Below are 24,937 nucleotides of genomic sequence, written 5' to 3' on the forward strand. Positions count from 1 at the left end.
GCCTTTATTTCAAAAATACGGCCATGGCTTTTTTAAATAAACCACCATACGGCGGCAATAAAATATTAAGGCCATTTAGCTTCGATTGTACAAAGACTGGCTTCATATGACTGAGACGCTCAAAGCCCGCTTTGCCGTGATAAGAGCCGGTGCCTGAGTGTCCAACACCGCCAAACGGTAAGTCATGCTGCGCCACATGCATAATGACTTCATTAATACAAAGACCGCCTGATACCGTATTGTTGCGTACCTGATCTATCTCACTGCTATTGTCACCAAAGACGTAGAGTGCCAAAGGACGTGGGCGCTCATTGATGAAGTTAATGGCATCATCAAGCGTATCGTAGTGCATGAGCGGTAAGATCGGCGCAAAAATCTCATTTTGCATCACCTCGCTATCAGGATCAGGTTCACTGATAATCACTGGTGGCATTAGCCGGCTGTCGATATTAGCGTCTGCATCCGTCAACTGATGAACATTTTCGCCTGCTAACTCATCGAGATAGCCTTTTACGCGTTTAAACTGCTCGCCATTAATGATATGCGAATAATCAGGGTTGTCTTGAATATTGGGATAATGTTTGTCCATCCACTCTTTTGCCAGACGAATAAACTCCTCGTGATATTGACGTTGAACCAATACATAATCAGGCGCAATACAGGTCTGACCCGCATTAAGGGTTTTACCCATCATCACGCGATTAACAGCGTTTTCTAAGTTAGCGCCTTCTAAAATAACGACAGGCGACTTACCACCCAGCTCAAGTGTAACTGGCGTTAGATTTGGCGCAGCAGCAGCCATGACCTTTTTGCCTACCGCGGTCGAGCCGGTATACAATAAATGATCGAAGGGCAATTTACTAAACGCTTCAGCAATATCAACTTCTCCTAGTACCACAGAAACTATATCGGGAGAAAAATAACGCGAAATAGTCTCAGCAAAGGTTTGCGCAAATTGCGGTGCGGCCTCGCTCATTTTAATCATAATGCGATTGCCCGCTGCTAGCGCATCAATCATCGGTCCGACTGCTAAAAATAGCGGATAATTCCACGGTACCATAATACCGACCACGCCCAGCGGCTGCGGCTGAATCTCATTGTGGGCAGGCATATAAAGCGCTGAAATTGATACGCGCTGCGGTTTCATCCACTTTTTGCCGTGTTTTTTGGCATGGCTGATGCCTGTAAAGCTCGGAAATAGCTCGGCAAACTGCGTCTCCGACTCGCTACGATAACCAAAATCAGCGCTAATCGCTTTGGCAAGCAGTGCTTGATTGTCGCTTAGCATCACCTCTAAGTTGTCGAGTTGATTTTCACGCGTTGCCCAATCATTGATAGGCTGCGTGCGGCTTAGTTTTTGTAAGCGCAAAAATTGCGCTTGCATATCATCAATTGTCTTAACGATGCTAAGAGACTCATTTGCACTATGCGTACGATTTGGTTTTTGAGCTTGATCGACTGGCGCATGTTCATGTGGAGATGCAGAGTTTTGATTACTATCAGTCATTTGTCTTCCTTGTTATAGTCGATTCACTGTAGACGCCATATAGTGCTACTGGTATGAATGTTCCTCGTTTGCTGCTATCACAGAAGCTGCGAAAAATTCATCCCTCAGCGCATAAGATTCCGTTCGATGCGATTCGACACTATTTTAGTTAATGACGTTTAATGTAGCGCATTGTCTAGCGAATGCATAGTCTCTTTAATTGACTACTGGGTTTGTATGAAATACGTGTCGATTCGCGCTTATATGGCAGAAATTTATCAGCGTTTCTAGAACAGTTCGGTTAGTTGATTCAGGCCACAAATCATAAAAATTTAGATTTGGGCACAAATGCTAAAACTGCTACACTAAATATCAATAATAAGCACGTTTCTTAATAACAAAACCATAAGACAGTCACTCTCATGCAAAATGCCGCCCAACCACTCAATGATATGCTTATTAGCAAATCGCTCTCAGCTGCTGATTATGTTCCCACCCTTGATGCTATGCTATCGCGAACGTTAGCACGTATTGCGCTTAAAAAAGAACAAGGTCTGCGCACCCCTGACGAGCTATGGATTGTCGATCATAATGATGTCTATACGCTTGGACAAGCTGGTAAAGAAGAGCATATATTGCAACGCACAGACACGCCGATTATCAAGACCGATCGCGGTGGTCAGGTAACATGGCACGGGCATGGGCAACTGGTTATCTATTGGTTGTTTGATTTAGAAAGTTTGGGCTGGAGTGTGCGCAACATGGTATCGCACGCCGAGCAAGCGATTGAAGATGTGGTCAATGACTGCCTAAAAAGCCACGCGTCTAGCAGTGATTCCATTAGCGCCCATGCGCGGCGTGATGCGCCCGGTGTGTATTTATATAGTCATTTAAATGGTAGCTCTCAACCGCTTTCTAATGTACTCGCCGATGACGCTATTATGCTGGGTAAAATCGCCTCTCTTGGTTTTAAGATTAAGCATGGTTTTAGCTATCACGGCGTCGCGATTAATTTAGATTGTGACTTATCAGCCTTTAACGCCATCAATCCTTGCGGCTATGCGGGCATGCAAATGCTGCGACTGGCTGACTTTGTGGCTATGAATGAGCAAGCAGCGGATAAGCAAACAACTGAAAAGACTTCTCAGCAAAATTCTAACTATTTAAGTTATGAGCAAGTGACCCAAAAACTTATCGATAATATTGCCAAACGTCATGCCGGACATATCAAATTACGCGCCCTCGCGCCAAAGTAATTTCTTTAGGATTGTTTCGAATATTGTTTTTTACACACTGATTTCTACACGCTGCTTTTCGCATCTTGCTTTTGCATAATCCTTTTTTGCATAATATCGTGCGCGCTTAGACTTAAGCATTTTGAGAAAATTTAAGTCAAACTTGTTATAATCGCAGGCGCACAAATTGGGCGCAGCAATATTCTTAACCCACCAACATTTAACCCTTTATCGTTGAAGTATTCATAACAAAAGCACCTTGGAGCAATTTATGGCAGATTTTAATAAAATTTTAGACGCAGGCGACGTCGATGGTGGCATCATTAATGTGGTCGTAGAAATCCCAACCGGTAGCAGCCATAAAATCGAATGGAATCGCGAATTGGCGGTTTTTGAGCTTGACCGTGTTGATCCACAAATCTTTGCCAAACCCTGTAACTACGGTTTTATCCCACAAACCCTTGATGAAGATGGCGATGAGTTAGATGCGCTTATCATCACCGAGCAGCCTTTGCCAACTGGTATTTTCTTAAAAGCAAAAGTTATCGGTGTGATGAAATTCGTTGATGATGGTGAAGTCGATGACAAAATCGTTGTCGTTCCTGCTGATGATCGTGACACAGGCAATGCTTACAACAGCCTAGAAGACTTACCAAAGCAGCTAATCAACCAGTTACAGTTCCATTTCAGCCACTATAAAGACCTGAAAAAAGCCGGTACGACTGTGGTCGAATCTTGGGGTGACGTTGATGAAGCTAAAGAAGTGATTAAAGACTCTATCCAGCGCTGGAAAGACTTATAATTCATCGGTAATAACTTATAAAAGGCTTTTATTACAATACGTTTATTTAAACAGAATAAATCCCATGCAAAAATACCGCAGCCACGATAAGGACTGCGGTATTTTTTTGCTTGAATTTTGCGGCGATAAAATGAGTATAATAACCGTACCTATTTACTCTCACACGCAAATAAGGATTGTCATGTTTGATTCTGATTCAGGCTCGAAACCTTCTAACAAAAAACTGCCAAAAACCGTTATGATGATGGTCGAAAAAGGCAATTTGGTGCAGGCGATTAAAACCTTAGCCGCCGATGAGAATATCAGTATGGATGCCGCCAAATCTCGCATAGATGCTTACGAGCTTGCGCTAAAAAACAAACAACAGCAAACACTCAACACTATCGCAAATAAACAAGGCATTCCAAGCCAAGCCTTTAGCTTTGATAGAGAACAGGTCGAAGAGGCGTCAGAATGCTTGATCAGAAGTAAAGCCAGAGACACGCCGTCTGAACAAGGCTTCCAAAGCTTACAAGACGGTCTTGATAATCAGCTCAATAGTTTGGGCTATAAAAAGCCACTGCTCCCCTATTGGGTGAAGCGGTTATTGGTCATTGTTATCATTATGGCAGGATTGTTTTGGATAATGTGGCGTGTGTTTGGCTAGTCTGTTATAAGTAGTTCCATTATACCAGTCTGTTTTAAGGGGTCTGTTAATAGGTTTGAAGGGTGAAATAGCTGGTTCCGCTAGGGTATACATTATTGGAACTAGCTGAGGAATCAGCATCAATTATTACTTAATCCTTGTAAGTTTCTCCCAACAATATATACACCACCCAGTATGAGGGTGTTCAAGTACTGAATTATAACGCTCACAACGCTCACTATGAGGTCCATCAGTTAATTGATTGGTAATATTATTAATCATAGCTAATGCTTTATCTCGGTCTCTGTCATACACAGAAGATTTAAGTGAACTAAGCAAACGAAGAGTAGCATTAACATCGATATTTCGGTTTTCAGAATTCATTGTACTACCTTCATAATTGTTAGAAGATGCTCGATGTCTGTATAGCGCATCGATCATGATTTAATGTAAATCAGTTAGATTATAAGTCAGTTAGATTATAAGGAAGCTCTAGGCAATAAGTTTTGGCGAATCATTTTTGAGAATAGATTATGATCTTTACGTTCTGCTATTTTAAATTTCCTGACTCTGAGAGTTTGCATGCAACAATTCTTCCTAACAGAATAGAAGATATGGAAAGTTTAATTGCATCATATTTAGTAGACAATGGAGGGGCTTCGCTAAAATCACATATTGAATATTTGAAAGAATGCTTGAGAGCGCTAGAAAGCCCTTCAACGTATGAGGCTGATATAAGTAGTAATTCTTATTCTGCTGAAATACGTAATGATGGGGTGAGAGTAAGTTTTTTATATGATGAAGTTCAGAGTATTAAAATAAGTCGTACTAAGCTGCAAGACATTACGAAGGCTTGGATTTTATTTTTAGAAAGAGAACCCATAGCAGGATATATAGAAAATATGCATATTGCTTAAAACTGTTATATCTAATAATTCTCAAACAATTTTGAGCAAGCGAAGCTAAATATGACTTATGCTTTCAACCCTATAGTTAGCAGATCGATGCCTGTATAGTGCATCGATCATGATTTCATACTATTTTCATGCTTGCAAAGCGTATTAGTCAATATAAGGTTAATTAAATAAATGGCTCATTTGGATATACATGCTAAAGCAGAGATTGGTAAATCCTTAGCAGGGTTCACACTAGGTGAAAAATTGCAAAGCTTTTTGCATTATGTCGATCAGAGTGTAGATGGGAACAAGGTTCCTTGGGATGTTGATTTAGTAAACAATAATGAAGGTGTTTTACTATATAAATGGGGTTCATCGTACGGTAATGGATACGCAATATTCTTTAAAAACCCTACACTAGAGCTTAGTTTTTCTGAACAAGGTACGCTTATCTTCATTCAAGCTGGTGAAGGTTATCAAGGTGAAATCTTTGATGGTGGTATCAAAATTGGCAGTCGTATCGGAGATATAGACCATGCGTTAGTTTTGGATGATACGGAAGATGTGCACTATCTAGCGGATGAGAAAGGACAGTTCATGGATGGGATCTTCTTTTTCTCTGGTGGCTTAGAGCTTGAAGAAGATCCCGACTCCATCATAGAAGAAGTTAGGATTTATAATTACAACTTAATATAGTAACTATTCTGGTCTAGATACCATTTTACTCAAGTCACCTTGCATCGCCCAACAAGTACACTGTGAAGTACACCACAATGAAATGAATAATCAAAGCCTTTGATACCATTAGCCTACAGCCTAGGATTCAAGTCCTCACTAGGGTACCGAACCTGATTGGTTCGCCATATATATCTTAAAATGAATCCTTCTAGCATTGCCGCTTCTACTGGCACGATTAATGACTCCTCTTTCAGAGAATATTAACATGAGTAATATGCAACGATTGAAATCAACATTGTTAAATAAAAGTAACGGTAAATGGTATCAGAAGGGTAAATGGTATCAACGCGATAAGCTATACACAGGCATTATCTTCTTTGATAAACCAGACCATCAACTTGAAGCTTATGAAGTTAAAAACGGAGAGATTAGTAAACCGTATGTCTCACCATGTCAGATAGGATTATCTTCACCTATTCAAATAGACTCTTCAGGGTTTTGTAATGAAGATGAAGACGAGTATGGCTGTGGAACAATACCGCAATTTTATCAAGGTAAATTATATCAAGGTATGTCATATACCTTCGCTGAAGGTATATGCGATAGAGAGATCTATACCATTGAAAATGGCGAAACAGAAAATCAGATCATGTGGAGGACAAAACCCCATGAACCATCCATGTTTGAACTTCGATACGAATATGATCAATCAGGCTTCTACTATAGAAATAGTAGAGATGATATAAATTTTGGTTATAGCAAAACTTGTAAAGAAACCAATCAGCTTGAAGATATAGATATTACATATATCCCAAAATTAAATCGTATAAAACGTTTTACAGCTATAGATGATATTATTCACTCAAAAAACTACCTTGATTGTCCCATCCCTGTTCCAGAGATATATGAGCTGATAGAAAATTATCAAAATTTTACATTTGATACATTCATACGTTTGAAGATAAGCGAAGATATTGCAGAAGATTTGTTCGATAAATCGGCAAAGAACAATAGCTTTATACACGTGGATTTTATGTACATCACTGGATTAAACGGACTTCATAATTTAGAAATATTTAATGATAAAGAAGTGTTTAGTAGTTTAAAGGAGCTACGTATCGAAGAAAGTGAAGTACTACCTCAAAAAATTGAGCAGCTGAAAAAATATAGTAATAACTTTAAATTGGTTATCTATAAATAGGTTTATGAGGGCTAAATTGATATTTTTAATATTAGATGTGCATTATCAAACAGACGTGGTACAAAAGCTGGACAGCGCTAAAGTAGCGGGCATACGTTTTCAAGGTATAGAGACTAATGAGATATTAAGTGAGCATACTGTCAACGTGAATAATGTTGCGCCATATGAGTCAGGGCAATTTTATAAAAGAGAAATGCCTTGCTTACTGGCTTTGATTAACCAGATTGACGAACCTTTTGATGCAATTATCATCGACGGCTATGTATTTTTAGATGGTGTTAGTAAAGCAGGATTGGGTAAGTATTTATATGATAATCTTGCTAATAAAAAGCCTATCATCGGTATCGCTAAAAATCATTTTTATGACATTACAGAAGACTATGCTGTTTGGAGAGGAATAAGTAAGCACCCACTATATGTAACTAGTATTGGTATAGAAATCACGAAGGCTAAAGAGATGGTAAGTAGGATGGATGGCGAACATAGAATGCCGAAAATGGTTACTTACGTAGATAAACTAGGCCGTGTCATCAATTAGAACATTTATACCTATTGAAATAAATTCCCCTACAGCCATACCCTCACTAGATAACAGCCCTTATTCCCATAACGGGCGTTATGGTAAATAAACCTCGCCGCCTACCAATTCATATAAATTACGAATAACTTCAAGGCATTAAAAAAGAGATACCGTAGCATCTCTTTTTTTAAATACATCAGACATATTATCTTAGTGATGCTCACCCGGTAAAATTCTAGCAAAGGCACGCTGAGCAAGGTTTGGTTTTTTATTGCTAGTCAATCCAGCACGAGTACTTGGAAAAATACGATAACCCATCGATTGAATACCAACGTTAATGGCTGGTGCTAATGAATAAGTCGCCGACGCAAATTTGCCCATGTTACTGGCAATACTGTTTGGTTTATGGACAATCGCTTTGGCAACCATCATCGCCGCTTCATCAGGCATCAGCGCAGGCATGTAGCGGTATAACTTAGTTGGCTCAATCATCGGCGTACGCACCAACGGCATGAAGATATTGGTAATCGTAACATTATCGCCTTTTACTTCAGCGGCGAGGCAGCGGCTAAAGGCATCCAATGCTGATTTCGAGGCGACATAAGCGGCAAAACGCGGGCTGTTAGCTAGGACACCAATCGATGAGATATTTACAATTTGACCAGTCTGGCGCTCGATCATGGTCGGCAAAAATCCAAGCACTATTTTAACCGCACCAAAGTAATTGATATCCATGGTACGCTCAAAATCATGGAAGCGATCTATAGACTCGTGAACCGAGCGACGAATTGAGCGACCCGCATTATTGACCAGGACATCAACATGACCAAAATCTGCTAAAATTTGCGTGCTGACTTTTTCGATATCATCCATATTGGTCAAATCACAAGGGTAATAACTGGCCTTACCACCAAGCTCCTCAATACTTTCTTTGACTATTTTTAGCTTATCTTCGGTACGGGCCAGCAAAATAACATGAGCACCGCATTCACTTAGTAAAAACGCCGTTCGTTCGCCAATTCCGCTTGAGGCACCAGTAATGATAATATTTTTATCTTTGACCACTTTGCTGATTGCTTTTTTTGAGGGATTGGCCATAAAAAATCCTTTTAAAATTAGACTTTCGTTAATATTTGTCTAAATCATAGCAAAGAAATATAGAGTAAAGGGAATAAATCAGCAATAAAAACACTTTAACTTGATGGATACTTTTATTTGCTGAGTTATTGAACAATTTATGTTCGGCAAGTGACTTTCACTGACTATTCATGAGCATGTAAAAAATCTTCGACGACGCGAAACTGTCCGGCGGTACTCTCTTCACCGTACATGGCTTGGCGAAAGGCGTTGGAATTGGGAATGCCTGTGGTGTACCAAGCAATGTGCTTACGCGCGATTCGGCAACCTGAGTATTCACCATAGAAATCATATAGCTCTTGCAAATGCGCCAACACAATCTCTTTTATCTCCCCAACGCTTGGCGGCGCAAGCATTTCTCCTGAGCGTAAAAAATACTCAATATCACGAAATATCCAAGGCTGACCTTGTGCGGCTCGCCCTATCATTACCGCGTCACAGCCCGTTAGTTCATAGACTCGCTGGGCTTTTTGCGCGCTATCGATATCGCCATTGGCAATGACGGGAATGCTGATGCTTTCTTTGACCTCACGAATCAGCTCATAACGGGCCTCGCCGGTATACATGTCCTCACGCGTTCGGCCATGAATGGCAATTGCGGCAATACCTGCCTGCTCAGCGCGCTTGGCCACACGCAAGATATTTTCACGACCATTTTCAAACCCCAATCGTGTTTTTAATGTCACAGGTGCATCGACCGCTCCCACAGCAGCATCTAATAATCGCGCCACCAAATCTTCATCTTGTAACAACGCCGACCCCGCCAGCTTACGACAGACTTTTTTGGCAGGACAACCCATATTGATATCAATGATTTGTGCGCCATTATCAATCTGATAGCGGGCGGCTTCTGCCAATTTGTCAGGCTCTGCACCTGCTATTTGTGCAGAAATGGGCGCTATTTCGTTATCAAAATTGGCACGATAAAGGGATTTTTTGCGCGCGTAAAGTGCGGTATCAGCGATAATCATCTCGCTGACCGCATGCCCTGCACCAAACGACTTACACAATCTGCGAAATGGATTGTCGGTGACGCCTGCCATTGGCGCGACCATTAGACGGTTTTCAATCGTCAAGCCACCAATGGCCAACGGCTGTAATAAAGGATGGCCAGACGCTTGCGAAGACGAAAGTAACACTGGAGAATCAATAGGCATAAATGACGGCTTGTTGTTAATTGAAATAAGTCAAGGAAAACAAGCCGTTATTCTAAGGATTCGTACGCATATTGCAAGTTATTCAACCAATCATTTATTCAGCGCTCGTTAATAGCAAGGCGATTATTTATCAAATACACTGCCTTGCTCAAGCGTAATATCATCATCGTGAGCTTGCATTCGCCACGGTAAGATATCGGGCGAAACATTGATGAAGTGTAAATATTTTTCGAATTGATCGACAATATCGTTAATCACCGATTCTGGTTGATAACCATACAAATCATAAGTTTGACCGCCGCGGCGTAGATACACTTCGGCACGGTAATGACGTTCTTGTGGCAGTTTGTTGGCCATATCTTCCGTATAGTAGTCAGGAAGCTTGTTTTCTGACAAGCGAACTTCGTACCAGAATTCAACGTTGTCGCCGCCACGCAATTCGAACACCACGCGATCATTCACCTCATCATAATTCACTTCAGGCAACCAGCCAGTTTCAGTAAACTTCTCTGCAACCTCGTTCATCGATGATAAAACCGTGCCTTTAATATAACCGAGAACTTTTTCACGTGTGGGCTGCTGGGTCATGTAATCAATCCGGTCGCGCCAAGCATCTAGTTTTAACAGATGCGGCGGCAAGTGATTATCATTGGCCAAGCTCTGGTTGCGATGGCCTTCGATACGCAGCGCTTGCCACATACCAAACATGGCTAGCATCATAATAATGGCAAATGGTAGCGCACTGACGATAGCCGCTGTTTGCAGCGCCGTTAACCCTCCTGCTAATAACAGCGCCGAGGCCACCGCTCCTTCGGTTACCACCCAAAACGTGCGTTGCCACCACGGCGTGTCACTACGACCACCAGCAGCAAGCGAATCAATCACCAATGACCCTGAGTCTGACGAGGTCACAAAGAAAGTAATAATCAACAATACAGCAAGCGATGACACAATTTGCGTCAACGGCAGATTCTCTAGGAGTTTGAATAACGCAATCGCTTGGTTGCCTTGGACATCCTCAATCAAAGAGTTGTAACCATCAACCATTATCATATGAAGCGCAGTATCGCCAAGGACCGCAAACCAAAAAAAGGTGAAAATCGTAGGCACTAACATGACGCCCATAATAAATTCACGAATGGTACGACCGCGGCTAATCTTGGCAATAAACAACCCAACAAAAGGCGCCCAAGAAATGGTCCATGCAAATATAAATAAGGTCCAGTTACCAATCCAATCACTTGACTGATAGGCTTGTAAACTAAAGGTACGTTCGACGATGTTGCCAAGATAGCTGCCGGTATTTTCCATAAAAGCATTAAGAATGAAAACGGTCGGGCCAACGATAAATACGAACAACATCAGCGCTGTGGCGATGCCCATATTTAACATAGACAGACGCTTTACGCCTTTGTCCATTCCCGCCAGCACTGATATCAATGCAGCGCCCGTTATCAGTACAATGGCAATCACTTGAACTTTACTATTTACGGGAATGACATTGGGTAATAAATAATTCAATCCAGCATTGATCTGCGAAACAGAAATACCCAAACTGGTGGCCAAACCAAACAGTGTTCCCAATATGGCAAACACATCCACAGCATGACCAATAGGACCATGAATTTTGTCACCGATTAGCGGATATAACGTCGAGCGCATGGACAGCGGCAAACCATGACGAAAAGCAAAGTAAGCCAATGTTAAAGCCACGACGGCGTTAATAGCCCAAATATGAAAACCCCAGTGGAAATAAGCAATTTGCATCGCCTCTTTTGCTGCTGCAATCGTCTGCGGCTCGGATAATGGCGGGCTAGCAAAGTGGATGACGGGCTCAGCCACCCCGTAAAACAGTAAGGCAATCCCATAGCCTGCCGAGAACAACATCGCGAACCACTCAAGGAACTTATATTCGGGCTCTGCATGGTCAGGGCCTAGTTTAATATTGCCATAAGGTGAAAAGGCAATCGCCACCACAAACAACAAAAACGATGCCGTTGCCAGCATATAAAACCAGCCAAACTTTTGAGTGGTAAAGCTCAACACTTCCCCAAATAATGCGCCAGCCGCCTCTGGGTTGATCGACGTAGCAACCACCAGTAATAACATGATGACCGCTGTTGGTATAAACACTGGTAGTAAAATGGTGGAACGCGGTAATTTACTCATAAAAACTTCTCAAAGAAATCATAACTTTAAATAGATATGCAATATCTGTTATATAAAATTTATTTTTTCAAACGAATTTTTCAAATAACACAAAAATACGGATATGATTCAGATTTATCAACCCTGATAAACAAACAATATCGATTCCTCTCAAAAAAAGGCAACCTTTTAGCTGCCTTTTTCTTATTAAATGATGAACGGTTTATTTATCAAACACACTGCCCTGCTCTAGGGTAATATCATCATCGTGTGCTTGCATTCGCCATGGCAAAATATCCGGCGAAACATTGACAAAATGCAGATATTTTTCAAACTGATCAATGATGTCATTGATGACCGAAGCCGACTGATAACCGTATAAATCATAGGTTTGACCGCCACGGCGCAAGTAAACCTCAGCGCGGTAATGATGCTCTTGCGGCAGTTTACTTGCCATATCTTCAGTATAGTAGTCAGGAAGCTCGTTTTCAGATAAGCGAACTTCATACCAAAACTCAACATTATCGCCGCCACTTCTTAACTCAAGCACGACCCGCTCATTTAACTCATCATAGTTCACTTCTGGTAACCAGCCTGTTTCGGCAAACTTCTCTGCAACTTCCTGCATAGACGATAAAACGGTTCCTTTAATATAACCAAGAACTTTTTCACGCGTTGGCTGCTGAGTCATGTAATCAATACGGTCACGCCAAGCGTCTAGCTTCAATAGATGCGGCGGTAAGTGGTTGTCGTTGGCTAAACTTTGATTGCGATGACCCTCAATACGAAGCGCTCGCCACATACCAAATATCGAAATTAATATAATAATCGCAAACGGTAAGGCACTGACAATGGCCGCTGTTTGCAGAGCCGTCAGACCACCTGCAATAAGCAAGGCTGCCGCAACCGCTCCTTCAGTTGCTACCCAAAATGTCCGTTGCCACCAAGGCGTATCGCTTCGGCCACCTGCTGCGAGCGAATCGATCACCAATGACCCTGAATCCGACGACGTCACAAAAAAGGTAATAATCAATAGTACCGTTAATGAGGAAACGATTTGGGTAAATGGCAATCTCTCTAACAGTTTAAATAAAGCAATCGCTTGGTCATTTTGCACTTCAGTAATGAGCGTCTCATAACCATCAACCATAATCATATGAAGGGCTGTATCACCAAATACCGAAAACCAAAAGAAGGTGAATAAGGTCGGTACGAGCATGACGCCCAATACAAACTCACGAATGGTACGACCGCGGCTGATTTTGGCAATAAACAAACCGACAAAAGGCGCCCATGCAATCGTCCATGCAAAGATGAATAGCGTCCAGCTACCGATCCAATCACTCGATTGATAAGCTTGTAAACTAAAAGTACGCTCAACGATATTACCTAGATAGCTGCCTGTATTTTCCATAAAAGCATTTAAAATAAATATTGTCGGTCCAACAATGAATACAAATAGCATCAAAGCAGTGGCTAACACCATATTTAAAATAGACAGCCGTTTTACACCTTTATCCATTCCCGCCAGCACTGAGACTAACGCCGCCGCGGTGACCAACGCAATAACAATCACTTGAACGGTTGTATTAACCGGTATCAGCTCGGGCAATAAATAGTTTAAGCCTGCGTTAATCTGTGCCACCGATAGGCCCAAACTGGTGGCGATACCGAACATTGTGCCTACAATTGCAAACACATCAACGGTATGACCAATAGGACCATGGATTTTGTCACCGATTATTGGATACAGCGTCGAGCGCACCGATAGCGGCAACCCGTGGCGAAAAGAAAAATACGCCAGCGATATACCTACCACACCATATATCGCCCAAATATGAAAACCCCAGTGAAAATAGGCAATTTGCATGGCTTCTTTTGCGGCGGCAATCGTCTGCGGTTCTGATAGCGGGGGACTGGCAAAATGAATGACAGGCTCAGCTACCCCGTAGAATAACAGGGCAATCCCATAGCCTGCTGAAAACAACATCGCAAACCATTCAAGGAATTTATACTCAGCCTCCGCATGGTCAGGACCTAGCTTAATGCTACCGTAAGGCGAAAACGCTAAGGCAACAATAAACATGAGAAAGATGGCGACTGCCAACATATAAAACCAACCGAAAGTCTCGGTAATGAAAGCCAGAACAGTGCTAAACAATTCACCAGCAGCGGCAGGATTGACGGCAGTGCCAATAACCAACAGCAGCATAATGACCGCTGCAGGTACAAATACTGGCAACAGAATGGTGGATTTGGATGAGTGATGATTCATAAAAGGGGTCTCATAATAGTGAGAAAAATGCCAATAAATTTTCAAAGCATGCCAATAAAAAATGGAGAAATAAAAGGCATGCAAATAATAAGATGGTTGATTTTTAACACATTAATGGCTCAAACCCTAGTATCTTATCTAAGACGTAACATTACTTTAACGCTTGTTACACCACCATTACCTAAAACTAAAAAAGGCAACTTGTTGGTTGCCTTTTTATCATTATAAGAAAAACAAATTACTATGAACTTTTTTATTAGGAAAACTCATGGTAAATAGGAGAGTTAAACATCAATAAGCGCTGCTAACTGCTTGGCTTGCTCTGCTAACTCTTGTTGATCCGCCATTTCAACGGCATGTTTCCCTAACTCATGAATGTTTGATGGAATCAGATGAACGTGATAATGAAAGACAGTCTGTCCTGCCTCTGAGCCATTTAATTGCATTTGAATAATGCCCTCACGCTCAAATACTTGACGTTGAGCTTGCATGATTTTTTTGGCAGTCATAAGTACTGCTGCGGCGTATTCCGGCTCAAGATCAGCTAAATCAATGGTTTTTTGCTTAGGGATCACCAACACATGGCCTTTGGCTTGTGGCATGATATCCATAAAGGCCAAAGTTTTATCATCTTCAAAAACCTTATGATAGGGAATATCACCGTTAAGCATTTTGGCAAAGATATTATTGTCGTCGTATTTTGTTTGGTTGTCTTGACTCATTTTTTTTCCTTAATCAGCTATTAGTCATTGGTTGCCAGCAATTAATGAACCACCTATTGGTATTAAAGGGTAAATATCTCAGCAAATATAGTGGACGAAATATTGACTCAGTACAAGTAGGGAATAAATTAAGAGCCAATTTCAGCCTTAGTTCAGCCTTAGTTCAGCATAAAGCAATCTGTAAGCGTTTTGATTAATTTATTGGCGAGTCATGCGCTTTAAATGTTATATTAATCTTCTATTTTAATCACCCTACGTTTATGGATTTGACTGCCTTGCCAACTCAATCATCAGATAACCACCCTTATTCAAAACCTTATAATATAGCAGTGCCATCTGCATCTGCTTCTATATCAAATGCTATATCAGAGCCAGTTAGCACTGACGTTGACAGTGTTAACGCTGAAGCTCGTACGCAAACCATCGAGCCAAACGCCATCATCTTAGCTGAAGCACTAACCGATAAGGCCATTATCTGGCGTATTCATAATTGTAAAATTAGTAAAAAAACTGTCACGCAAGACCTGCCGCTGCCCTTTTTATATCATTACGACAGCTTAGATGACAATATCAAACAAACCTATCCATTAACGCCTCCGTTGCTTGCACAGTTTAATCATCCAATGACGGCTGATGAGGCGGCGAAACTTATTGGTATTGATAAAGCGCTCATAGCTAGCCCTTGGCATGTCAAGATAATTGGCTCGTTAGTGGTGTTTAGTGAAGCGCTGCAATTGGCCGTACGCTTGCATTGGACCAATACTGGTAAAGAAACCGAGCAAATTTATACCAAGGATGAAGCGGATGCGCTCATTGCAGCGTTTAAAGACTGGCAGTTTTTTGGTCGCGTTGATGTCCTTTATAAAAACGATAAGCAGGCGTTAATTAGTATTGATGAACACGCTGAAGGCAACAATCAAATACTGACTATCAATGCCAGTGCTGACTATCAGTTCTTGCCAGCAACCCACGCTTTGGCGGTCATCGCCGAACTTGAAGCCGATAAAGGCGAGTTACCTTGGTTCGAGACCGCTATTTTAGAGCGTCTTGCTTAAATATTGACCCTCAAGTTTTTATGATTTTTGGTTAATAATTTTTAGTTACTCATATCTAATGGTATGGTAACGCCCTAGTATTATTCACTAGTACTCACTTAGCATAAAAAGCACACTATCAGTATGACAGCGGATGCTGCACACGTTCATAAATCTCGCTTATTTGTAAGGAATATCACATGGATTATCGCTCAAAAACTTCTACTGGCGGTCGTAATATGGCAGGCGCGCGTGCCCTATGGCGTGCGACGGGTATGACGGATGGCGACTTTGGCAAACCGATTATTGCGATTGCCAACTCCTTTACGCAGTTTGTACCGGGCCATGTGCATCTAAAAGACTTGGGACAATTGGTTGCGCGTGAGATTGAAAAAGCGGGCGGCGTCGCAAAAGAGTTTAATACCATTGCGGTTGATGATGGTATTGCCATGGGTCATAGCGGGATGTTGTATTCATTACCAAGTCGCGACTTGATTGCCGACTCTGTTGAATACATGGTCAATGCTCACTGTGCCGATGCCCTAGTTTGTATTTCTAACTGCGATAAAATCACCCCAGGAATGCTAATGGCAGCCATGCGCCTCAACATTCCAGTGGTCTTTATTTCAGGTGGCCCGATGGAAGCCGGTAAAATTATCGCCAGTACCGTAGCTCACAGCCATAATAATGACGGCGAAAGTGATGCTCAAGGCATAGACAGCAAAGGCAATGCCATCCGTAAGCTCGACCTCGTCGATGCGATGATGGATGCCGCTGATGATAATATCAGCGATGAAGATGTACTAGCGATTGAAAGCTCAGCTTGCCCAACTTGTGGCTCGTGCTCTGGCATGTTTACCGCCAACTCGATGAACTGCTTGACTGAAGCATTAGGATTGGCACTGCCGGGAAATGGCTCGCTATTAGCCACGCATTCACTCCGTCGTGAGCTATTTTTAGAAGCCGGTCGTACTATCGTGTCATTGGCTAAACGTCGCTATGAACAAGATGATGACTCGGTATTACCGCGCTCTATCGCCACCAAAGCAGCATTTGAAAACGCGATGACTTTAGATATTGCCATGGGCGGCTCGACCAATACCATTTTGCATCTACTTGCTGCCGCTAATGAAGCAGAAGTCGACTTTAAGATGCACGACATTGACCGTTTAAGTCGCGGTGTTCCTTGTCTTGCAAAAGTAGCGCCTGCTTCACAGAAATATCATATGGAAGATGTGCACCGTGCGGGCGGGGTCTTTGCGCTGTTAGCAGAGCTTGACCGTGCTGGTTTGCTCCATACCGATTCGCCGACTATCCATAGTGAGACGATGCGCGAGGCCATAGATAAATGGGATATCATGAATCCTGATAATCTCGAAGCACGTGCAAGATACCTTGCTGCTCCGGGTGGTATTCGTACCACACAAGCATTTTCTCAATCAAAAGAATGGTCAAATCTTGATGTCAACCGTGAGTCAGGTTGTATTCGTAGCGCGAATCATGCCTACACTCAAGACGGCGGCTTAGCAGTCCTTTATGGTAATATCGCTGAGCGTGGCTGTGTGGTCAAAACTGCTGGCGTCGATGAGAGCATCTTAGTCTTTACTGGACGCGCTCGTATTTTCGAATCGCAAGATGATGCTGTAGCCGCTGTGCTCGACGACCAAATTGTGGCAGGCGATGTGGTTATCATCCGTTACGAAGGACCAAAGGGCGGCCCTGGAATGCAAGAGATGCTTTATCCAACCACCTATCTTAAATCCAAAGGCTTGGGTAAAGCGTGTGCGCTGCTGACAGATGGTCGCTTCTCTGGCGGAACATCAGGGTTATCCATTGGTCATGCCAGTCCAGAAGCTGCTGAAGGCGGCGCGATTGGTTTGGTTCAGGAAGGCGATACTATCCATATTGATATTCCGAACCGTACCATTAATATGCAGGTCAGCGATGCAGAGCTTGCCGCCCGCCGCGAAGAAATGGAAGCGCGTGGACGTGATGCATGGAAGCCAGTCAGCCGTGAGCGTCATGTTTCTCCTGCCCTGCGTGCTTATGCGGCAATGACTACCAGTGCTGATACAGGTGCCGTTCGTGATGTCAGCCAAGTTGAGCGTTAAATAAGCCCGTAAACGCGATTTCTTAAGAATAGTCTTAAAGAATTATCCAAAGCCTGCGCTATGCAGGCTTTTTTTCACCAAAAAACAACGCAGCTGCTATTCTGATAACGTTTTTTTTCGGTATTAAAAGGTATTTACCGTCATCATTAACAACCATTAGTCCTCTTCCAATTTTACCTTTTAAACTAAAAAAAATAGCGTGCACCAAACTTATGATTGAAAACTATAATTTATTCTTATTGGTCTGCGGTATTGCCTTTTTATTTGGCGCCCTATTTCCTATTATTTTTAAACGCACGCCCATCTCATTACCTATGTTGCAAGTAAGCTTTGGTTTACTCATGGGCTACTTATGGACCAGTTTATCTTTTTTAAATCCTATGGATAATGGATTTATTATCGAAAAACTGACCGAGATTGTGGTGTTGGTCTCTTTGGTCGGTGCAGGTATTAAAATCGACACCGATTTATCGTGGCACTTATGGCGTCCAACCGTCCGTTTACTACTTATCACCATGCCAATTGGTATTTTTGTCATGGCAGCATTGGGACATTATGCTTTCGGTTTGACACTGGGCGCTGCCATTTTACTCGGCGCAGTTCTTGCTCCAACCGATCCTGTATTGGCCTCTAGCATCCAAGTTGGACCGCCTAACACAGGCGGCGAAGATACGCCCCGCTTTATCTTAACGTCAGAAGCAGGATTAAATGATGGTTTGGCATTTCCATTCGTCTATCTTGCGATTAAGATAGCAGAAGCCTACAGCGGCGGCCAGCAATTCACAGGTGAGATGCTGTGGTCATGGTTTACTCATGATGTGATATGGAAAATTGGTGCAGGATTGGTGGTTGGGATTGTTGTTGGTAAAGTGCTAGCAAAATTGGTCTTTTCAAAATACAGCCGTCACACGACTATCTCTCAAGGATATGTTGTGATTGCCCTTACCTTACTGGCGTATGGTCTAGCAGAGTATGTCCACAGTTATGGCTTCATTGCGGTCTTTGTCGCCGCCTTTGCTTTTCGCCGCTCAGAGCGTGAACACAGTTACCATCAAAAACTGCATGATTTCGCTGAGCAGTCAGAAGGTTTATTGATGTCATTGGTTCTAGTGGTTTTTGGAATGTTTTTAGGACAAGGGTTGCAAGCTGGAGTCGAGCTAACATGGCGTGTCTATATTGTTAGCTTCACCTTTTTATTGTTGATTCGACCCATTGGCGGGTTTGTTGCTCTTTCAGGATTAAAGTTGCCATATACTGAAAAATATGCAATTTCCGCCTTAGGGATTCGCGGTATCGGCACCTTATACTATCTATCTTATGCGCTTAATCAAGGCTTCTTTAATGAGGTAGATGCCGTTAAACTTTGGATAGTATGCTCAATTGTTATTTTAGCCTCTATCTTTATTCACGGTTTAATTTCTCCAAGGCTGCTTAATATGACACCCAACAAGCCGCGCCAAAGATAATTGCTAATATCGAGCGCATACATCAATGCTTTTGCCACTTATCCTTCTGGTCTCTGTACTTATACCATTCACGTTGGTAGTAAATTTATTGATGTTCGCTCATAATTAACCACTATTATATTTCAGTTTCAATCAAGCCTAATACTGCTTCCGTTAGCGCAAATTGACGGACGTCATTGAGCATCGTCACATCAAAGTTATGAATAAAAGCAAACGACAATTGCCGTGCAGGATCACACCAAGCAACCGAGCCGTTATAGCCCATGTGACCAAAACCTTGCGCGCTATTATTGTCATCTTCGCTGTGACAAATACTAAATCTGCGATGATAGCCCAATCGCCAGTTCATTTTTGCGGGCATCACCGCATCCATACCTGTGACTTGCGGGGTTGATAGCTGTTTAAACGTTGCTGAGTTAATCAATGTTTGTCCCTGCCATCTGCCGCCATTGGCCAGCATGGCATAAATAGTCGCTAATGCTTGCGCTGATGCCACGCCATTTGCAGCGGGAATGATGGCTTGTAGCGTCCGATTATCGTAATAATCAATAGGTTGTCTATTAGCCAATACAAGGGCTGATTTATAATTTTTTAGATTAAGCTGACTATTATTAAAGTATAAGCGGTTGATGGTCGCCGTATCTAGATTTGGCATGTCATTTATCACTTTATCCTCAGCGCCATTTGCTGCTGTAATAACGACTTGATCGGTAGCGGTCTTTTTTTGCCAACAAGCATAGCTTGGTAATTTTGTATAAGTATGCAAAGTATGTGCAGAGTCCGCTCTTAAAACCGGTTTGTTACGACGAGGGCGCGCTTGCAATTGCTCTTGATTGCTTCCTTGCTCTGCTCCCTGTTCTGCTATTTCAAAATATTTAACCAAATGGGCGACTTCATTTACCTTATCGTCTGGCATCCCAAAGTAACAGCTGTCTGCAATTCCGAGAGGCTCGGTTAAATAATGACGCAATGCATCGGCTAATGGCATATCCGTAACGGCTTCTATCACGCCACCTAATACCCAACCATAAACCAGGGCACTATAAGCGCTTTCATATAGCTTGCGCTCTTCAGGAGCCGTTATTGGCATGGCGGCAACTTTTTCTAACATAAGATGCCAATTAAGCACCGTTTCATTGTCGACATCGATACTTTGAATTGAAAATAAATTCGCTTGGTGCGACATGACACTACGCAGCGTAATCTGCTCTTTTCCATTTGCGGCAAAAGCGGGCCAATAATCGGCAATCGGTCGGTCATAATCGAGTATTTGCTGTGAGACCAATATATGCACCAATGTCGCTAACACCCCTTTCCCCGTTGAAAAATTCAGCGACAAGGTATCAGGGCTCCATGATAAATTTGCACGTGCCATTCCCACACTGGCTCTAGCGACACATTGTCCTGCTTGATAAACCACCAAGGCACCACCCGCTGGCGTGTCATCAAGTTGCAAATCCGTTAATAGCTGTTGTAATCGTTGCTGAATGACAGGATTAATGGACTCAACAGATTCATTAGCATTTCGATTATTGGTTTTTTCATTCTCATTATTTTTTATCATTGCTTACTCGCTCTACTTATAAAAAATGCTTCTTAGTTCTAAAAAATTGCTCACGTGCAAAATTTACTCATAAAAAAGGCAACCTATTGGTCGCCTTTTTGTTGAATGTCGCTAATATCTAGTGCGTACAGCTTACCGTCCATATTTTAGTATGATAACAGTTTAGCGAGGAACCAATAAGCGATTATGAACCTCTTCTTCCAGCTTCGTCAAACCATGACTACGGCCACGCTCCATTGCGGTATCCATTTTACGACCGCGTAGCCAGCCCGCCCGTAACGCCACAGCTGCGCCAGCGCGATTACCTGTGCCACAGTGTAAGACGGTTTTTTTACCATGGTACTGACGTAAAATATTATCAAACGCCAATATATTTAGCTGCTTTAAGTCTTTAGCGCCGCTGATAGGCAGCTGCTCATAATGCATGCCAGCGCTTTCTACCGCCGCTCTTTCATCAAAACTTAGCTCGTCATCTGGCTGTAAATTAAGCACCAACTCAACGCCAGCAGCCGCTAAAGCAGCTACTTTCTCTTCATCGAGTGCGCCGCAAACAATGGTATTATCATCAGGACGAAAATAAGGCTCAACAATATTTTCTAACTTGATACCATTATCTACCGTGCTCGCATCGTTTTGATCGTTATTAGCGTTTTGCTCATCAACCGCAGTTTGATTTATCGTAGCTGAGTTATTAGGCTCAGCTTCGCTTGTCGTATTTTCATGTAAAGTCATAATGAATAACTGGTTGGTAAAATATAAAGGTTAAAAATATGGCGAAATCTATTGATTTTCGCCTTGCAGTTTAATCACACCAGCAAGATGTGGCTTGTCATTCTTTGCGCTAAACAAGCCAAATTCACAAGTATCGGTTGGGCTCTGTAACTGCGCTACCGGCTCAGCGATCAGCTCCACTTCAGCTGGTAAAAAGATAGGAAGCTTAAATGCTACATCAACGGTGCAAGCATCAGGCAGCTCGTCCATCAATGCTAGGCACTTTGCCTTTGACCACATGCCATGAGCGATGGCTTTTGGAAAACCAAATGCACGTGCCGAAAGTGGATGAAGGTGAATAAGGTTAAAGTCCCCTGACACAAACGCATAACGACGACCGATATCTTCTGGTACTTCAAAAATACTGTGCACACCTTCTTCATTGACCAGAGGCTTAACGGTCACTGGACGCGGTGTACTTTTTTTATTTTTACTGCTGGCAGGTTTTTTGCTACGTGATAAATAAGTAGAAGTGCCTTCCCAAATAACCTCGTCGTCTGACTTAACGGTGGTGACAAAATCAAACTGCTGACCTTGCGCATGGTCGCGCAGATTACCAAATTTTACTGCCATAGCAACCGTTTCACGCTCACCGATAGGACGATACTGTGTCACACTATTATCCACGTGTACCAACCCTAGCATGGCAAATGGAAACGGCTCTTTAACCATCATATTCATCTGCAATGTCTGAGATAACACAGAAAAATAGGTAATCGGCACTTTGCCGTTGTCAGCGAAACCACAAATTTGACGATAATCATCAAGATTGCTTTGGTCGATGTGCAAATCGTCGACATAGTATGTCGCTTGTGGCAACTGATCGCGGCTGACCTTATCGCTATTACCAATAGGCAATAAACTCTTGACGATGTTGGCATAGGTGGTGTGCGCTTTTGGCAACGCATCATAATGTTTGTCTGACATAATAAATCCTAGATGGGGGTTGAGCTAAATGGGGCTTAAATAAGTTTTCCGGCTACATTTAAAATGCTATGCACTCGTTTGTGGGCTTGTTAACACTTGCTTTGATTCATACCTGTTTTTATCATAAAAAAGCCACCCTCGGGCAGCTTTATTACAATTTATCAGCAATTTTTTCGTAAGCATATGTGAGGTAAATTTAAAAATCTCGTAAATATCACCTACTTAATACAGGCTTACTTGATACTATATCGTTATTTATCAAAATAGTTCTTCATCAAGCAATATTTTGCCTCTATTTTATCGATTATGCACCCAATAAGCTTTGACCACAAACGCGTACGATATTGCCGTTTAGTCCGCCAGAAGCTGGTGAGGCAAGCCATGCAATGGTCTCAGCCACGTCTATTGGCAAGCCGCCTTGGCTCATTGAATTCATTCGACGACCGGCTTCACGAATAGCAAATGGGATTGCTTCGGTCATTTGTGTTTCGATAAACCCTGGCGCCACAGCGTTGATTGTCATACCTTTATTTTTGTAGCTGTCTTCTAATTGTTTAGCCGTTGCATTGACCAAACCAATGACACCAGCTTTCGAGGTGGCATAGTTACTTTGGCCTAAGTTACCAGCAATTCCTGAGATTGATGATACGCAGACGATACGAGCATTGTCTTTTAGTACGTCATTATCAAGCAAATAGCGGTTCAGCTTGGCAATACTGCCCAAGTTGATGTTGATAACCATGTCCCACTTTTTCTCGTCCATTTTTGCCAATGTTTTATCACGTGTCACGCCAGCATTGTGAATGATTGCATCTAAACCGCCGCGCTTTTGCGCCGCCTCTGCAATCTCTTTGCCCGCATCTTCACTGGTGATATCGACAGTTAAAACAGAGCCACTGATTTCGCTCGCGACTTTTTGCAAGTCTGCTTGCTGCTGTGGTACATCTAGACAGATAACGTGAGCGCCTTCGCGCGCCAAAACACGAGCGATGGCTTCACCAATACCGCGACTTGCGCCAGTCACCAGCATGGTTTTGCCGCCTAAAGGCTGGGTCCAATCGACATCAACGTTCGCGCCATTGCTGACTCGTACAACCTGTCCTGATACATAAGCTGAGCGCGCTGACGCAAAGAAGCGTAACGTTGAATCTAGATTTCTTTCAGCGCCTTCTGCTACGTAGATAAGCTGGGCGGTGATACCGCGCTTAAACTCTTTTCCAACAGACTTCACAAAACCTTCAAGCGAGCGCTGAGCCAATGCCGCTTCAATATCCGTTAGCTCTTCTGGCGGACGACCGATGACGATAACACGACCTGATTTTTCTACGCGGCGCGCCACCGCATGAAAGAATTCATACACTTGTTTGAGCTCGTCAGCATTACGAATATTGCTAGCATCAAACAACAAGACTTTAAATTTGTCATCGCCGCCCGTATTGGCTTTTGCTTTCACGCCAGCATCAGCCAGCGCATCTTTTACCGCATCACGGCTATTTACAAACACATCAGCATGTAGATCTGACAAAATACGCGCTACTGATTCACTGATAGCAGTATTGTCACCATTAGCACGACCCACTAATACACTACCACGAACTGATGGCTGACCACTATCAAAACGATCAAGCTCCACTGGCATCGGCAGGCCTAGATTTTTTGCTACTTTTTTACCAATCGTAGACTGTACAAAATCACCATAACGGTCTGACATAATATAATCCTATAGTTAATGAGTAAAATAAAATTCACGAATAAAATAAAATTAGCGAAGAAATAATAGTAAACAAAAAAAATGTGATACGCCTATTATAAAGACGCCTCAACTTTATCATTGATAAAAATTATTAATATTTAGTAAAAGGGTGAAGAACTGCCTTAACTATACACTTCAATGCGAAACAAGTCCAAAAGCCGCTCCTGTCTATCATAATCTGTAGACAAGCCAGTATACAAGATTGCAACTTTTTCTCGCGTTAAAAACACTCAACTTATGCTAAAATCTAACTTATAAGTTATGGCAAATGTATTTATAGATAACAATATATTATCAAAAGCTCAGTTATGCAACGTCATTAATCAACCTAATCAGTATAACCATTACGTATTGATGGTCAGCATTGATTGCATGAGCTTAAAATTAGCGTCACATCGTTTGCTAAAGGGATACAGTAAGTGCGTAAAA

20 protein-coding genes are annotated in these 24,937 nt (G+C 42.4%); 10 read left to right on the plus strand and 10 right to left on the minus strand.

Annotated elements, in window-relative coordinates; genetic code table 11:
- Nucleotides 1-4 precede the first annotated feature (4 nt).
- Nucleotides 5-1,384 (minus strand): coniferyl aldehyde dehydrogenase, encoded by a 1,380-nt coding sequence (locus B4K26_RS11555; RefSeq protein WP_296245721.1) that lies wholly within the window; start codon nucleotides 1,382-1,384, stop codon nucleotides 5-7.
- 524 nt (nucleotides 1,385-1,908) lie between these two features.
- Between B4K26_RS11555 and lipB the strand changes: the two genes are divergently transcribed.
- The 7 genes from lipB to B4K26_RS11590 all read left to right on the plus strand — a co-directional run bounded on the left by lipB (nucleotide 1,909) and on the right by B4K26_RS11590 (nucleotide 7,461).
- Nucleotides 1,909-2,742, plus strand: coding sequence for a lipoyl(octanoyl) transferase LipB (gene lipB / locus B4K26_RS11560; RefSeq protein WP_296245653.1), 834 nt, complete (start codon nucleotides 1,909-1,911; stop codon nucleotides 2,740-2,742).
- 250 nt (nucleotides 2,743-2,992) lie between these two features.
- Nucleotides 2,993-3,523 carry an inorganic diphosphatase gene (locus B4K26_RS11565; protein WP_296245654.1) on the plus strand — a complete coding sequence of 177 codons (531 nt, stop codon included), beginning with the start codon at nucleotides 2,993-2,995 and terminating at the stop codon, nucleotides 3,521-3,523.
- A gap of 181 nt (nucleotides 3,524-3,704) precedes the next feature.
- On the plus strand, nucleotides 3,705-4,169 hold the full coding sequence (locus B4K26_RS11570) for a hypothetical protein (protein ID WP_296245655.1): 465 nt from the start codon (nucleotides 3,705-3,707) through the stop codon (nucleotides 4,167-4,169).
- Between the two features lie 512 nt (nucleotides 4,170-4,681).
- The gene (locus tag B4K26_RS11575; protein WP_296245657.1) at nucleotides 4,682-5,065 is read left to right on the plus strand and encodes a DUF5376 family protein; all 384 of its coding nucleotides are present in this window, start codon (nucleotides 4,682-4,684) and stop codon (nucleotides 5,063-5,065) included.
- Nucleotides 5,066-5,236: 171 nt separating this feature from the next.
- On the plus strand, nucleotides 5,237-5,740 hold the full coding sequence (locus B4K26_RS11580; RefSeq protein ID WP_296245658.1) for a hypothetical protein: 504 nt from the start codon (nucleotides 5,237-5,239) through the stop codon (nucleotides 5,738-5,740).
- 247 nt (nucleotides 5,741-5,987) lie between these two features.
- The gene (locus B4K26_RS11585) at nucleotides 5,988-6,923 is read left to right on the plus strand and encodes a hypothetical protein (RefSeq protein WP_296245660.1); all 936 of its coding nucleotides are present in this window, start codon (nucleotides 5,988-5,990) and stop codon (nucleotides 6,921-6,923) included.
- A 4-nt stretch (nucleotides 6,924-6,927) separates the two neighbouring features.
- Nucleotides 6,928-7,461: an endonuclease V gene (locus tag B4K26_RS11590; RefSeq protein WP_296245661.1), complete on the plus strand. Its 534-nt coding sequence runs from the start codon at nucleotides 6,928-6,930 to the stop codon at nucleotides 7,459-7,461.
- Nucleotides 7,462-7,653: 192 nt separating this feature from the next.
- Here B4K26_RS11590 and B4K26_RS11595 read toward each other — a convergent pair whose 3' ends face one another.
- From B4K26_RS11595 to B4K26_RS11615, 5 genes are all read right to left on the minus strand, one after another.
- Nucleotides 7,654-8,541 (minus strand): SDR family NAD(P)-dependent oxidoreductase, encoded by an 888-nt coding sequence (locus B4K26_RS11595; RefSeq protein ID WP_296245662.1) that lies wholly within the window; start codon nucleotides 8,539-8,541, stop codon nucleotides 7,654-7,656.
- 164 nt (nucleotides 8,542-8,705) lie between these two features.
- The gene (gene dusB / locus B4K26_RS11600; protein WP_296245663.1) at nucleotides 8,706-9,737 is read right to left on the minus strand and encodes a tRNA dihydrouridine synthase DusB; all 1,032 of its coding nucleotides are present in this window, start codon (nucleotides 9,735-9,737) and stop codon (nucleotides 8,706-8,708) included.
- A 123-nt stretch (nucleotides 9,738-9,860) separates the two neighbouring features.
- Nucleotides 9,861-11,906, minus strand: a complete 2,046-nt coding sequence (locus B4K26_RS11605) for a BCCT family transporter (protein ID WP_296245665.1) — start codon at nucleotides 11,904-11,906, stop codon at nucleotides 9,861-9,863.
- A gap of 202 nt (nucleotides 11,907-12,108) precedes the next feature.
- The gene (locus tag B4K26_RS11610; RefSeq protein WP_296245666.1) at nucleotides 12,109-14,160 is read right to left on the minus strand and encodes a BCCT family transporter; all 2,052 of its coding nucleotides are present in this window, start codon (nucleotides 14,158-14,160) and stop codon (nucleotides 12,109-12,111) included.
- 284 nt (nucleotides 14,161-14,444) lie between these two features.
- A complete protein-coding gene (locus B4K26_RS11615; protein ID WP_296245668.1) occupies nucleotides 14,445-14,882 on the minus strand; it encodes an HIT family protein in 438 nt (145 codons plus the stop codon).
- Nucleotides 14,883-15,157: 275 nt separating this feature from the next.
- Between B4K26_RS11615 and B4K26_RS11620 the strand changes: the two genes are divergently transcribed.
- The 3 genes from B4K26_RS11620 (at nucleotide 15,158) to B4K26_RS11630 (ending at nucleotide 19,493) form a co-directional block, all read left to right on the plus strand.
- Nucleotides 15,158-15,937, plus strand: coding sequence for a hypothetical protein (locus tag B4K26_RS11620; protein ID WP_296245671.1), 780 nt, complete (start codon nucleotides 15,158-15,160; stop codon nucleotides 15,935-15,937).
- A gap of 179 nt (nucleotides 15,938-16,116) precedes the next feature.
- Complete coding sequence (gene ilvD, locus B4K26_RS11625) at nucleotides 16,117-18,027, plus strand: dihydroxy-acid dehydratase (RefSeq protein WP_296245673.1); 1,911 nt, start codon at nucleotides 16,117-16,119, stop codon at nucleotides 18,025-18,027.
- A 212-nt stretch (nucleotides 18,028-18,239) separates the two neighbouring features.
- On the plus strand, nucleotides 18,240-19,493 hold the full coding sequence (locus B4K26_RS11630) for a cation:proton antiporter (protein WP_296245675.1): 1,254 nt from the start codon (nucleotides 18,240-18,242) through the stop codon (nucleotides 19,491-19,493).
- Nucleotides 19,494-19,608: 115 nt separating this feature from the next.
- Here B4K26_RS11630 and B4K26_RS11635 read toward each other — a convergent pair whose 3' ends face one another.
- From B4K26_RS11635 to B4K26_RS11650, 4 genes are all read right to left on the minus strand, one after another.
- Complete coding sequence (locus B4K26_RS11635; RefSeq protein WP_296245676.1) at nucleotides 19,609-21,057, minus strand: serine hydrolase domain-containing protein; 1,449 nt, start codon at nucleotides 21,055-21,057, stop codon at nucleotides 19,609-19,611.
- Between the two features lie 162 nt (nucleotides 21,058-21,219).
- Nucleotides 21,220-21,789 carry a beta-lactamase hydrolase domain-containing protein gene (locus B4K26_RS11640; protein ID WP_296245677.1) on the minus strand — a complete coding sequence of 190 codons (570 nt, stop codon included), beginning with the start codon at nucleotides 21,787-21,789 and terminating at the stop codon, nucleotides 21,220-21,222.
- Nucleotides 21,790-21,837: 48 nt separating this feature from the next.
- Nucleotides 21,838-22,755, minus strand: a complete 918-nt coding sequence (locus tag B4K26_RS11645) for a MaoC family dehydratase (protein ID WP_296245679.1) — start codon at nucleotides 22,753-22,755, stop codon at nucleotides 21,838-21,840.
- Nucleotides 22,756-23,059: 304 nt separating this feature from the next.
- Nucleotides 23,060-24,466 carry a 3-oxoacyl-ACP reductase gene (locus B4K26_RS11650; RefSeq protein ID WP_296245680.1) on the minus strand — a complete coding sequence of 469 codons (1,407 nt, stop codon included), beginning with the start codon at nucleotides 24,464-24,466 and terminating at the stop codon, nucleotides 23,060-23,062.
- Nucleotides 24,467-24,937: the final 471 nt, after the last annotated feature.

The organism is Psychrobacter sp. UBA6766, assembly GCF_002453355.1.
Taxonomy (GTDB): domain Bacteria; phylum Pseudomonadota; class Gammaproteobacteria; order Pseudomonadales; family Moraxellaceae; genus Psychrobacter.